We start from the raw sequence: 12,973 nt of genomic DNA, 5'->3' as shown, positions 1-12,973 counted from the left end.
ACTTGCCGAACCACTTATAGTCAAATATATGCTATTATATAAATATATTTTATATGGTTCCATAAATCATTGATACAGAGGCCTTTTTAATGAATACAAAAGATTTGGCTTATTTCAACCAATTAATTATTCAAAAAAACTTTTCAAAAGTTGCTGTTTTTTTTGGCGTGACTCAGCCCACTATCACGACAGCCATCAAACGCTTAGAAACTGAGTTCAATGCAAAGCTGGTTGTCCGCGATCGCGTCCACAACCAAGTTAGTATCACCGCCAGTGGCGAGCAATTGGCGGAACACGCGGCTATCATTTTACGGGAACTCCAAGTGGCTCATGAAGAAATCAATAATTTGACCCAACAACAGATTGTTCTAGGTCTCCCCCCAATTATTGAAAATCATTATTTCCCCAAAGTTGCCGCTAAGCTCGCCCAAGCTGGCATGTTGGCTAATATTGAAACTGTTGAGGGCGGGTCGATTTCGTTACGGGATGCTGTCCAGAATGGCCGCGTCGATATGACCCTACTTGGCTCAGTGGAACCCCTATCTTACCGCAACTTACTCGCCGAAGAGTTCGACCGCCAGCCATTCAGCATTTTCGTTTCAAAATCCCACCCGTTAGCACGCCGCAAGCGCATTTATTTTAGCGAACTCCGGGATGAAAAATTCGTTTTCTTCAATAGTAACTTTGTGCATAACACGGCTTTTAATAAATTGACCCGGCGTAATCATTTCCGGCCTAACATCGTCTTTCGCTCAAACGATACCCACGTCCTAATGAAATTGATTGCTGAAAATGTCGGGATTGGCTTTTTAACCAACGTCGTCGATCATTATCGTGATGATGTCGTTCGTCTTGACTTATTAGACGATGAACAACCTGAATTCATTACAAGTATTGTTTATCGGACCACCCATATTCTGACACCGGTACAACTAAAGCTGCTGGAAATCTTACATTCAGCTTTAGAATAAACTTAACCCCGACTGGCTGTGTTATAGTAGTGATAAAGTTGATGCCTATTTAGGAGGCGCATAATTTGGATACAGAAACCTTACAAAAATACCTTGAAGACAATTCTCAAGTCGTCGCCATTTTCATGAGCAAGTGTACGGACTTTTTAAATCAGCAGAACCAAGCTCGGTTACCCGCACGTCGCTTTAACGACGCCGAAATCAATCGTCAAGCTGAAAAAATGTTAGTTAGCGTCCTCGAAAACATTCACGATAAAATTGCACCACACACCCGTGAACAAACGGTTGCAGCTTGGACGCAATTTTTAAGTGAAAATGACGTCTTAGATGACTTAGAGTTATCCATGAGTGAATTGTCTTTTGAACAAGAAGATTAAGTGCAAACAGCCACTACAAGAAATTGTTAATTCTTGCAGCGGCTGTTTTTTTGTTTTAGACTCTTTTGATGGCCTCACTATGATTTTGACAGACCAGCGTAAATTTGATTAAGATTCCATTGCATCATTGTATAGTAGGTATCTCCCGTCGTCCCCGAGGGCGCCAGCGAATCCGTGAAGATGGTCGCTCGAATTGGTAAACCAGTTTCTTGCGCCAGCTTCTGCATGGACTTAGGCGACACCGACGTTTCCACAAAGAGCCCTTTAACTTGTGAGGCTTGAATCTGTTTTAACACGGTGCGCATTTGGTGGGGCGTCCCCTGTGACTCCGTATTCACTTCCCAAATATACGCAGCAGGTACTTGATATGCCGCGGAAAAGTATTTAAAGGCCCCTTCCGAAGTCACTAACAGGCGTTGTGACGCTGGGATTTGTTTAAATTTAGTTTGTCCTGCTTGGTGTAACTTAGTGAGTTTTGCCACGTAACGATCTGTATTACGTTGATAATAACCGGCATTTTCGGGATCTTTTTGTTGTAACACCTTATTCATGTTTTGTACGTATTGAATCCCATTAGCTAAGTCAAGCCAAGCATGTGGATCTGGTTCCTGTTGATTAGTAGTGAGTTGCTTAACTTTAACGCCTTTGCTTGCCGCAAAAACATCCGTTTTAAAATCCTTTTTAGAGGCTTTAATCAGCTTCTTAAACCAACCGTTGCCACCAGTTTCTAAATTAAGCCCATTATAGAAAATGACTTCGGCTTCAGCCGTCGCTGCAATATCAGCGGGGCGTGGCTCATATTCATGCGGATCAGTTCCTCGTTTAACAATACTATAGCTTTCAATTTTATCACCACCAACATTTTCAACCATGTCAGCTAAAATTGAATTAGTGGTGACCACCTGGAGTTTGCTCGTTGCTGTATTTTTAGCGACAGTGGCCACTTGACGTTGGTGTAAAAAAACAGCCATCCCACCGATTAACCCAACCACAGCAAACAGCGTGAACAGTTTTATTTTCATGCCACTGACCGCCGTGATTTAGGTTGGCGCCACAAGCGCGGTAATAGCGCTTGCTTGGGCGAAAAAATAAATGAAATCCCAAAACAGCCCGCTGCTACCAACACAATGGCGGGACCTGAAGCCCAGTTTAGCGTATAACTCAGATAGAGTCCCACGACCGAAGCCCCCGCCCCCACTGTGGCAGCCAAAAACAACATCGTAACTAATTTATCGGTCCATAGAAAAGCAGTTGCTGCGGGTGTGATTAACATGGCAACGACTAAGATAATTCCGACCGTCTGTAAGGCGGAAACCGTAACGAGTGTGAGTATTAACATCAATGCATAATGCAAATACCGAACTTTTAAACCATACGTGCGCGCAAAAGTTGCATCAAACGAGGTAATGAGGAGTTCCTTGTAAAAGAAGACAATGAACACAATTACTAACCCTAAAACCACGACCGTTGTCATCATATCAGCGTCGCTAACCGCTAAAATATTACCGAACAAGATATGATGTAAATTCGTCGAGCTTTCGGCCATCGAAATCAGAATAAATCCCAGCGCATAAAAGGCACTAAAAACAATCCCGATTGATGTATCTGTTTTAATTTTACTATGATTCGCAACTAGCCCAATCAAGCCTGCTGCCAGAACCCCAAACACAGATGCGCCAATCAAAACGTTCAACCCGAACATATAGGCCACAGCCACCCCGGGTAAAACCGCATGCGAAATGGCATCTCCCATCATCGACATCCCGCGTAAAATGATGAAACAACCAATCAATCCGGACATCACCCCGACCATGATGGCGGTTATTAAGGCGCTTTGTAAAAAATCATACTTGCCTAATGCGACAATAAATGTTGAAATACTAGTCATCATGAGTTCCTCCTGCCGGTGCAAATAAGACCGCCGAAAGATCCGCACTAAACGCTTTTTCGATATTAGCCGCTTGATAGACCGTTTCAACAGGGCCAAAATCAACAATACCATGATTCAAAATAACTAAATCATCAAAATAGCGTGAGACCTTATTCAAGTCGTGGTGCACCACAATAATCGTTTTTTCTTGATCACGCCACTGCTTCAAAATCGCCATAATCGCTGTTTCACTTTGTAAATCAATCCCAACAAAGGGTTCATCAAGAATAATAATCTCTGCCTGTTGTACAATTGCGCGCGCCACAAAGACCCGTTGTAGTTGTCCACCCGATAGATTTCCAATTTGCCGATTAGCAAAAGCAGTCAAGTCCACTTGCGCTAACGCTGCTTGACTCGCTTGGCGCTCAGCCTTACCAGGACTTTTGAATAAGCCTAAGCGGCCGTAAGTCCCCGTTAGCACCACTTCAAATACATTGATTGGAAAGGTTAAGTCGAGTTCCTTACGTTGCTCCACATAGGCGACTTTTTGACGTAACTGCTTTAACGGCTGACCATCGACTGTCGCCGTCCCCTGTCTGACTTTAATCAACCCCAACATTGCTTTAATTAAAGTTGATTTTCCTGCACCGTTTGGTCCAATGATTCCAGTAATCTTGCCTGCGTTAAAATTCACGGCAACATCAGTAAAAACTGGTGTGTCATCGTAAGCAACGGTGAGATTCTTAACAACTAACATTAAGTTCCTCCGTTTCATTGCCGGTTACCTTGCATCGTTTCTAATAGTCAGTATAACCGATTGTTAACTCAAGTTCAAATAATTGTTAGGTGTAGTTAACTTTTTTTATAAGCGGTAGTTGTGGTTGGCATATTGGGCAACAACTTAGTGATAGGTTAATTACAGCGTGGAATCTAAAAACATGTTTTAGTTTTGTTTTATTTTCCCTGAAATTCACTTAAAGTAGACCAAAAAAAGAAGCTCTCATCCTTGCGGATAAGAGCTTCTAATAGTTCAGAAAATGTTGATAGAACAACGTTTTTTCTAAAAATATTAACGCTTTGAGAATTGTGAAGCTTTACGGGCTTTCTTCAAACCTGGCTTCTTACGTTCCTTCATACGAGCATCACGGGTCAAAAGACCTGCGCGCTTCAAAGGACCGCGGAAATCTGGATCTACTTCGAGCAATGCCCGAGCGATACCATGACGAGTTGCGCCGGCTTGGCCGTGGAAACCGCCACCGTTAACGTTAACTAAAACATCATATTGATCAGTTGTTTCAGTTACCGTGAATGGTTGCAATAGTTCTTTACGAACATCTGCAAATGGAATGTAGTCCTCAACTGATTTGTCATTCATGACAATTTTACCAGAACCTGGTACTAAACGTACGCGGGCTACTGAATCTTTACGACGGCCTGTGCCGCGATATTGTACTTGAGCCAATGTAGTTTCCTCCTTAGATTAAGTTAGTGATATCCAAAACTTCAGGTTTTTGTGCTTGTTGCGTATGTTCTGCACCAGCATAAACATGCAACTTCAAGCCCATTTTGTGACCTAAAGAGTTGTGAGGAAGCATACCTTTAACTGAAGTTTCAATTAACATTTCAGGTTCTTTAGCTAAGAAATCACCAGCAGTTCGTTCCTTTAAACCACCAGCATAAGCAGTATGATGATAATAAATCTTGCGTTCTGCTTTCTTTCCTGTTAAAGCAATCTTACTTGCATTAATAACAATTACGTTGTCACCAGTATCCACGTTAGGGGTAAAGGTAGGTTTGTTCTTACCACGTAAAATTGATGCTACGACGGTTGAGAGACGACCTAAAGGTATATCAGTTGCATCAACCACATACCATTTACGATCGATTTCACCTGGTTTAGCCATATATGTTGTACGCACGTTGTGTTCCTCCATTTTCTGTGTTTGACACTCAATAAGATTCCGGGGCTTATCGTGGGGCAAACAATACCAACGATTAGTTTACCTAATTTAAGGGTAGAAGTCAATGCTTAATTAGGTCGTTTTGTAACTCGTCCCGGTCATAATACACTTTTTTCATATAGAGCCCAGCTGCCGGCGCAGTTCCGCGTGCTTGGGCCCGATCTTTAGCCGCTAATAACTGTGGAATACAGTCAACCGCACGCCGGCCCTGACCAATCTCCATTAAAATCGCCACCATGATACGCACTTGATTATAGAGAAAGCCACTTCCATAAAATTCAAACTGAATCTCTTGCGTTGTTGGTAGTGCCCACGCACGAGCTGCATAGATTTCACGGACATGGTCATGCGCTTGCGAACCAGATGCCACAAAACTAGTAAAATCATGGCGCCCTAATAGATCCGGCAAGGCTTGTTGAATACGATCAATATCCGCCGTGAACTTAAAATGTCCAGTGTATTGACGCCGAAAAGGATCGACGAATTCATTCTGATAAGCACGGTACCAATAACATTTGCCGACCGTATCATAGCGTGCATGAAAGTCAGCGGGGACGATTTCAACTTGCTTAATCAGCAGATCCATGGGTAAGAGACTATTTAGACCCCTTCGAACCCCCTCCGGATTAATTTCATTGGGCAAATCAAAATGAATCACTTGTCCCAACGCATGTACCCCGGTATCCGTGCGTCCCGCACCATAAATTGGAATCGCTGGCACTGGATTTTTAGCCATTTTATTAACCGCCTTACTAAACACCAACTCGACCGTCCGCTCATGCGGTTGCCGCTGAAAACCAGCGAATTTAGTGCCATCATAAGCCAGAATTACTTTATATCGCGTTGTCAAAAATTCCCTCCATTAACTCAAAAAAGTAGCCAGTTAGCTTGCTAGCCAGTCGCTAGGCTCTTAAATAAATCAGAACGCCCGTTAAGACGATAAAGCTCAGCGTCGCCCAGGTATCGCGTCGTTGCCACTTTAAAATTCGAAACTTACTGCGGCCTTCGCCACCTTGATAACCCCGAGCTTCCATGGCCGTCGCTAAATCTTCAGCGCGATTAAAAGAACTCACGAATAAAGGAATCAGTAACGGGACGATGGCACGCATTTGTTGAAAAATATTACCTTCACCAAAATCAACACCACGAGCGCGTTGCGCATTCATAATCTTTTCAGTTTCATCCATTAATGTTGGTACAAAGCGCAACGCAATTGATAACATTAACGCCACTTCATAGACCGGAAAATGGACCACTTTTAAAGGCATCAAAATATATTCAATCGCATCTGATAACTCCAAGGGCGGTGTCGTTAAGGTTAACAACGTTGACATAAAGATAATCAATACAAACCGACAAAAAATATAGATCCCATTAACGAGTCCTAATTGACTGATTGTGATAATGCCCCATTTAAAGTACACCTGGCCGCCACTCGCACTAAATAAGACTTGTAGCACGACTGTAAACAAGATTAACCAAATCAACGGTTTGACACCATTAATAAAGAAGGACCATTTAACACCCGATAATTTAATAGCAATTAACGTAAAAACAAATAACGCCACATAAGTTGGCCAATTATTCGCAATAAAAATAATACCGATAAAATAAAAGCTCAATAATAATTTGGCACGTGGATCCATATGATGAATAACTGAATCACCAGGAATATAACGCCCAAAAATCAATTTATTCATCATGTGCGTCACCAGTCCTAAAGGCCGTGGCCGGTAATTGTTTAACTAAGGCCGCTGCTAACTGGTCTTCCGTTAAGGGCTGTGGTTCTAATAACAGCCCTTTAGCCGTCAATTGTTGGGCAAAAGCAGTCGTCTTGGGGAGTCCTAATTGATGGGCTGCTAACCACTCGGGCTCTTTAAAGATTTCTCGTGGCGTCCCTGTTTTGGCAATACGCCCTTGATCCATCACAATTACATGATCGGCATAATTAGCCACATCATCCATTTGATGTGTGACTAATACAATGGTTAACTGCTGCTCATGGCGTAACCGGGCAAACATCTCCATCATATCAAAGCGTCCCTGAGGGTCTAACCCCGCGGTTGGTTCGTCGAGGACTAACACTTTCGGCGCCATGGCAAGCACACCGGCAATCGCAACCCGGCGCATCTGACCACCGGATAAATCGAACGGTGACCGATCTAACAAAGATTGGTCTAAGCCCACTAAAGTTAACATTTCAGCAGCCGTTGCCAAGGCATCCGTTTCGCTGGCGCCAAAGTTCTGCGGGCCAAAGGCAATGTCTTTAGCAACGGTTTCTTCAAATAATTGGCTTTCAGGAAATTGAAAAACAATCCCCACATGCTGGCGTAACGACTTTAAGTCTTTATTACTCGTGGCAGCTGTAATCTCTCGGTCGCCAATCGTCACGGTCCCATGGGTCGGCTTTAATAGGGCATTGAGGTGTTGTAATAACGTTGATTTACCACTCCCGGTATGTCCAATCAGTGCCGTGTATGAACCGGTCGGAATCGACACATTAATATCCATCAAAGCTTGTGTTTCAAAGGGTGTGCCCGGTTGGTAGGTAAAATCTACTTGTTTGAAATCAATTGCCATAACCAGTCCGCCATCCCTTTCTCCGTTAAGTATTCCGTTGGCACTCGCACGCCTTGCCGCTTTAAAGCCGCCTTGAGTCGCTCGGCATACGGCATGTCTAAGCCCATTTTTATTAAGGCCGGGCCATGCTGAAAAATTTCTGCCGGCGTGCCCTCTTCAACCAGCTGGCCATCATTAACGACTAACACCCGATTGGCATTCGCCGCTTCATCAATATCATGCGTAATTGATAGTACCGTTAAATTCGATTGAGCTTTCATCTGACGAATTGTTTGTAACACGTCGTAACGGCCGCGAGGATCTAGCATCGACGTGGCCTCATCCAAGATTAAGATTTGCGGACGCGCTGCAATCATCCCAGCTAACGCCACCCGCTGCTTTTGCCCACCGGACAAGCGCGCAGGTTCGCGGGTCGCAAAGTCGCTCATGCCAACCTGAGCTAACGCGGTTGCCACTCGTTCCAACATTTCAGGTCGCGGGACGCCCTGATTTTCGAGGCTAAACGCCACATCATCGGCAACTGTGGCACCCACAAATTGATTATCAGGATTCTGGAAAACCATGCCGATTTTTTTCCGGATATCCCAGACAGTTGTTTCAGACAACACTTGCCCGTCAATCGTAATTTTACCGGCTGCTGGCGCTAATAGCCCATTTAAATTTTTAGCCAATGTCGACTTTCCGGACCCATTATGCCCGACAATCGCCAACCATTCGCCAGCTGCGACTGAAAACGAAATATCTTTTAACGTTAGGTCATCCGCCGACTGTTGCGGGTAACGATAATCTAAATGTGCAACGTCAATCATCTGACTCACCGTCGTCCCTCATTTCCTTAATTTTATGCCTATTATCATACCATACTGCGCTATTTCAAATCACTTGCCGGTCCGTAATGGTACCCAGTATCACTGAATAACGTAAATTTCTTTTTCAGATTATTGGAAACATAAACTTTTTTATCCTTAGTAATAAAAATAGCGCCAATACCTTGATCTGCTTTACCATTGATATAGGTCATCCCGGCCTTTAACCCTTTATCAAAAGTCGCGGTTGACAGGCCATCCCCATCGGTCGACTTTTTCGAAATAATGGAAACACCCATCAAATTATTTTGGAACGGCGACCCCGTTTTAGGATCCATCAAATGGCTATAAACTTTACCGTCTTTTTTTAGGTAGCGTTCATAAATTCCTGAAGTCACAATTGATTTATTTTTAGCAGGCAAAGAGCCAATTGACGTCCCCCGAGATTGTTTCGGGTCTTGAATGCCGACGGTCCAGTTACCAGACTTCGTTTTCTTAGGACTGTTACCCATCACATAAATATTGCCACCTAAGTCAATAATTGCCGTTGAGACACCGTGATTCAAGAAATATTTTTGTACTTGATCGGTCATATACCCTTTGGCAATCCCGCCTAAGTCCAACTTCATCCCTTTTTCTGTGAGATAAACTGAACGTTTTTTATCGTTGAGCTTAACCTTAGTGTAATCAACCAACTTAACATTAGTCGCAATCTCAGCTTGACTTGGGACGCGGGCATCCGAGAAACCAATCCGCCATAATTGCGTAATCGAGCCAATTGCCATATCGAAGGATTCATCCGAATTCTTACTATAGTAATAGGCGGCCTTTAAAATCGGATAAACATCCCGGCTGACGACCACCGCGTGTTTACCGGCGGCAGCATTAACTTTATCAATTTCTGAGCCTTTCGCATTGGTCGTAACTTCCTTAGCTTCTTTTTTCAATAATTTGAATGCGCCGGCAACCACGTCACTTTTGCCCTTATTATAAACCCGCAAAGTGACGACTGTGCCCATCATAAATTGCGTATCTTCTGTCGGCGTTTGTACCACTTTAGTGGGCTTAGGCCGTTGATTCGCCGTTTTTTTCTGCGCAGTTGTAGTCCCACAAGCAGTTAATGGCACAATCAATGCCACGACGACAACGAGTTGGAGCCATTTTTTTAATTTCATCGTGTAACTTCCCCTTAACTAATTTCAATCGTTATTATACCAAAGTTTCTAGCCACTGTATGCCATTTTTCTGGGCTAAATTTAAAACAAAAGACCTGAGACAAAGCGCCTCAGGCCTCAAAAAAATGTTATGGCTTATTGATTAGTCAGAGAAGACCATGTTATCAACTGTGATCGCCTTAGTATTGCCATTTTGTGCGGCATTTTGTAATTGTTCCGCATATAAAACGAAGGTATTTGATGATTCAGTTGCACCAGTAACCACGTCAACCTTAGTTGGATCACTATCCTTAACTAAAGCTTTGTTTAAAGCTGGTTCATAAGTCTTAGGATTCGTCTTAGAAATTTTCTTCATTTGCTTGTTATAAGCGGCATCATCAACTTTGGACTTGCCCTTCTTATTAACTTGGTCGTATTCAGACTTCGTAATCTTGTTATCCTTAACGGTAATGGCAAAGGTTGCCCGGTAACCGTGTGAATAATTCTTTTCAGATAGGTTATAAGTCCCATCTTTCATCTTGGCACCGTTGTTAATTTTAATCGTTGCGGTGTTACCAGCTTGTGCGGCTTGAACTAATTGTTGTGCATAGTTTTGGAAGGATTTTGATGATTCAGTAGCACCTGAAACAACATCAATTGATGCCACATTTCCCGTTGCTGCTGCGCCTTCTAAGGCTTTGTTCAATTTTGGTTCATAGGTCTTAGGATTAGTTCCAGCAACCTTCTTCATTTGCTTATTGTAAGAAGCATCGTCAACTTTGGACTTGCCTTGCTTGTTAACTTGGTCATAATCTGACTTTGTCACTTTACCTTTGTTGTTAACGGTAATGCTGAACTTCGCCCGATAACCATGTGAATAGTTTGTTTCTTCAAGTTTGTAAGTTCCAGCCTTCATCTTGCTACCAGCCGTTAACTTAGCGACCTTGGTCGTTTTAGCTGATGACGAAGATGAACTGCTTTTCTTTGAAGATGATGAACTTGAACTCGATGAGCTGCTCCCACAACCTGCTAATGCTAATGCGGAAATAACAACTACTGATGCACCCGTAACAATTGACTTAAACTTCATAATATCCCACTCCTTAACCTTTTTGTATGAAAATTCACATTAATCTTAACGTTTATTATAAAAATAGTCAATACAATATTAACAATTTGATTGCATGACAGGCGTTTACTACCGCTAATGGTACCGTTTTTCATTTTCATCAATAAATTAATGAATTTCGAGTCTAATACAATGTGATTTATTGTTCATTCTATCCAATATTCCATAGACAAACGTTTACATTACTTATATAATTAGAGACGGAATCATTATTTTAATATTATTATTCAAGGGAGTTGTTACGCAATGGCAAAGAAAAATATTGTCGTTGTCGGCGCGGGATTTGCCGGAGTTTACGCGACAAAGAAATTAGCGAAGCATTTTAAAAAGAATGCTGACGTTGAAATCACGTTAATTGACCGGCATTCATACTTCACGTATATGACCGAACTACATGAAGTTGCTACTGAACGAGTTGATCCAGAGCATATTCAATATGATTTGCAACGGTTATTTTCTCGTCGGAAGAATGTCCGCTTAGTTACCGACACGGTTACGGGAATTGATAAAGAAAAACAAACGGTTACTACTGAAAATGGTAGCTACCAGTATGACCAATTACTCATTAGTTTGGGTGGCGAATCTAATGACTTTGGGACGCCTGGCGTTAAGGAACACGGTTTCGAATTGTGGTCCTTCGAACAAGCTATGGCCCTCCGGTCGCACTTAGCAGCGGTGATTCGTCGTGGGGCTGTTGAGTTAGATCCAGCCAAGCGCAAAGCCATGTTAACCTTAACCGTTTGTGGTTCTGGGTTCACCGGTTCTGAATTAGTCGGTGAGTTAATCGAATATCGGGATGTCTTAGCTCGTGATAACAAGCTCGACCCTAGCGAGATTACCTTACAACTCGTTGAAGCGGCCCCAACGATTATCAACATGTTAAACCGAACCCAGGCTGGCAAAGCTGAGAAGTACATGACTAAACATGGTGTTACTATCAAGACAAACTCAATGATTACTGGCGTCTTTGAAGATCACGTGACCTTAAAGGACCAAGCTGATTTACCAACTTACACCTTGATTTGGACTGCAGGTGTGCGCGCCAACGGTGTCGTTGATAAGTTTGGTATCGAAACTGGTCGTGGCGGTCGGCTAGCTGCCAATGAATTCATGCAAGCTAAAGGATGCAAAAACATCTTCTTAGCTGGTGATTCAACGTTCTACCAAGAACCCGATCAACCACGTCCAGTCCCACAAATTGTTCAAGGGGCTGAAGAAACTGCGGCAACTGCAGTTCAAGGTATCATCAAAAATGTTGATCACTCTGATGTCACCATTAAACCATTTAAAGGGGCCTATCAAGCTTCAGTTGATTCGATTGGTTCGAAGTATGCCGTCGCTCAGGTTCTTGAAAAATGGAACGTTTCTGGCTTCATTGCCGTCCTCTTGAAACATGCCATCAACTGGATGTACTATGTTCAAATTTTCTCAGGCTATTATTTATTCCAGTACTTTATGCATGAATTCTTCCGGACACGCAACCAACGTAATGTTTTCCGCGGTTGGACGTCACGAGCCGGCAACGTCTTATGGAGTGTGCCATTACGGTTCTTCTACGGCGCTATGTGGCTTTGGGATTGTTGGACTAAAGTTCAAGGGAAAGAATCGTGGTTTGTTGACAAACTCCGACTAACCTCCTTCTCATGGTTACAGGTTTCTGCAACTAGTGGCGCTAGTGAATCAACTTCTAAAGCAGCCAAAGGAATTTTTAGTTTATCTTATATGTACGGAAAAGATCCATTGCTCGTCTTTGATAAGATGCCAGCATGGTTTGAATCGGTTACTAAAATCTTTATTCCTAACATGCAGATGGCCTTCTTCTTCCAGAAATTAATGACTTGCGTTGAAATCGCCGTTGCCTTATGTATCTTCTTCGGCCTCTTCACTTGGCTAGCGAATGGGATCACAATTGGTTTAGTCATCGTTTTCTGTTTATCAGGGATGTTCTACTGGGTCAACTTGTGGATGATTTTTGCCGCCATCGCATTAATGAACGGTTCTGGTCGGACCTTTGGGTTAGATTATTGGGTCGTTCCGTGGTTACAAAAGCATCTCGGTCATTGGTGGTACGGCAACGTTCGTTCCCATTACGATGGTGTTAAAACCCGTTAATTGCGGTATAATT

General features: G+C 42.9%; 14 protein-coding genes. 3 read left to right on the top strand and 11 right to left on the bottom strand.

The window, feature by feature from the left end:
• The first annotated feature begins 89 nt into the window (after nucleotides 1-89).
• Both C5Z25_RS10540 and C5Z25_RS10535 read left to right on the top strand, forming a co-directional pair.
• A complete protein-coding gene (locus tag C5Z25_RS10540; protein ID WP_105452549.1) occupies nucleotides 90-971 on the top strand; it encodes a LysR family transcriptional regulator in 882 nt (293 codons plus the stop codon).
• A gap of 65 nt (nucleotides 972-1,036) precedes the next feature.
• Nucleotides 1,037-1,348: a hypothetical protein gene (locus C5Z25_RS10535; protein WP_105448052.1), complete on the top strand. Its 312-nt coding sequence runs from the start codon at nucleotides 1,037-1,039 to the stop codon at nucleotides 1,346-1,348.
• Nucleotides 1,349-1,425: 77 nt separating this feature from the next.
• On the opposite strand, the gene C5Z25_RS10530 is transcribed toward C5Z25_RS10535, so the two are convergent.
• From C5Z25_RS10530 to pplA, 11 genes are all read right to left on the bottom strand, one after another.
• Entirely contained in the window at nucleotides 1,426-2,370 is a 945-nt protein-coding gene (locus C5Z25_RS10530; RefSeq protein ID WP_105452548.1) for a metal ABC transporter solute-binding protein, Zn/Mn family, read from the bottom strand.
• Nucleotides 2,367-3,236 carry a metal ABC transporter permease gene (locus C5Z25_RS10525; RefSeq protein WP_105452547.1) on the bottom strand — a complete coding sequence of 290 codons (870 nt, stop codon included), beginning with the start codon at nucleotides 3,234-3,236 and terminating at the stop codon, nucleotides 2,367-2,369. The genes C5Z25_RS10530 and C5Z25_RS10525 overlap by 4 nt, the downstream gene beginning before the upstream one ends.
• Nucleotides 3,229-3,975 carry a metal ABC transporter ATP-binding protein gene (locus C5Z25_RS10520; protein ID WP_105452546.1) on the bottom strand — a complete coding sequence of 249 codons (747 nt, stop codon included), beginning with the start codon at nucleotides 3,973-3,975 and terminating at the stop codon, nucleotides 3,229-3,231. Before C5Z25_RS10520 ends, C5Z25_RS10525 begins: the two co-directional genes overlap by 8 nt.
• Before the next feature lie 312 nt (nucleotides 3,976-4,287).
• A complete protein-coding gene (gene rpsI / locus C5Z25_RS10515; RefSeq protein ID WP_105448048.1) occupies nucleotides 4,288-4,680 on the bottom strand; it encodes a 30S ribosomal protein S9 in 393 nt (130 codons plus the stop codon).
• 13 nt (nucleotides 4,681-4,693) lie between these two features.
• A complete protein-coding gene (gene rplM / locus C5Z25_RS10510) occupies nucleotides 4,694-5,137 on the bottom strand; it encodes a 50S ribosomal protein L13 (RefSeq protein WP_105448047.1) in 444 nt (147 codons plus the stop codon).
• A 103-nt stretch (nucleotides 5,138-5,240) separates the two neighbouring features.
• Nucleotides 5,241-6,029: a tRNA pseudouridine(38-40) synthase TruA gene (truA, locus tag C5Z25_RS10505; RefSeq protein WP_105452545.1), complete on the bottom strand. Its 789-nt coding sequence runs from the start codon at nucleotides 6,027-6,029 to the stop codon at nucleotides 5,241-5,243.
• A 52-nt stretch (nucleotides 6,030-6,081) separates the two neighbouring features.
• On the bottom strand, nucleotides 6,082-6,882 hold the full coding sequence (locus C5Z25_RS10500; RefSeq protein ID WP_105452544.1) for an energy-coupling factor transporter transmembrane component T family protein: 801 nt from the start codon (nucleotides 6,880-6,882) through the stop codon (nucleotides 6,082-6,084).
• Nucleotides 6,872-7,759 (bottom strand): energy-coupling factor ABC transporter ATP-binding protein, encoded by an 888-nt coding sequence (locus C5Z25_RS10495; protein ID WP_105452543.1) that lies wholly within the window; start codon nucleotides 7,757-7,759, stop codon nucleotides 6,872-6,874. The genes C5Z25_RS10500 and C5Z25_RS10495 overlap by 11 nt, the downstream gene beginning before the upstream one ends.
• On the bottom strand, nucleotides 7,735-8,568 hold the full coding sequence (locus C5Z25_RS10490) for an energy-coupling factor ABC transporter ATP-binding protein (RefSeq protein ID WP_105452884.1): 834 nt from the start codon (nucleotides 8,566-8,568) through the stop codon (nucleotides 7,735-7,737). The genes C5Z25_RS10495 and C5Z25_RS10490 overlap by 25 nt, the downstream gene beginning before the upstream one ends.
• A gap of 59 nt (nucleotides 8,569-8,627) precedes the next feature.
• Nucleotides 8,628-9,740 (bottom strand): FAD:protein FMN transferase, encoded by a 1,113-nt coding sequence (locus C5Z25_RS10485; protein WP_105452542.1) that lies wholly within the window; start codon nucleotides 9,738-9,740, stop codon nucleotides 8,628-8,630.
• 142 nt (nucleotides 9,741-9,882) lie between these two features.
• Entirely contained in the window at nucleotides 9,883-10,809 is a 927-nt protein-coding gene (pplA, locus tag C5Z25_RS10480) for an extracellular electron transfer flavoprotein PplA (protein WP_105452541.1), read from the bottom strand.
• A gap of 285 nt (nucleotides 10,810-11,094) precedes the next feature.
• Here pplA and C5Z25_RS10475 point away from each other — a divergent pair, with 285 nt between their 5' ends.
• Nucleotides 11,095-12,960 carry an NAD(P)/FAD-dependent oxidoreductase gene (locus C5Z25_RS10475; RefSeq protein WP_105452540.1) on the top strand — a complete coding sequence of 622 codons (1,866 nt, stop codon included), beginning with the start codon at nucleotides 11,095-11,097 and terminating at the stop codon, nucleotides 12,958-12,960.
• The last annotated feature ends 13 nt before the right edge of the window (nucleotides 12,961-12,973 follow it).

The sequence above is a fragment of the Lactobacillus sp. CBA3605 genome (genome assembly GCF_002970915.1).
Lineage (GTDB): Bacteria > Bacillota > Bacilli > Lactobacillales > Lactobacillaceae > Lactiplantibacillus.
Note: the sequence above shows the minus strand (reverse complement) of the source record. Positions and strands in the feature narration are given on the sequence as shown.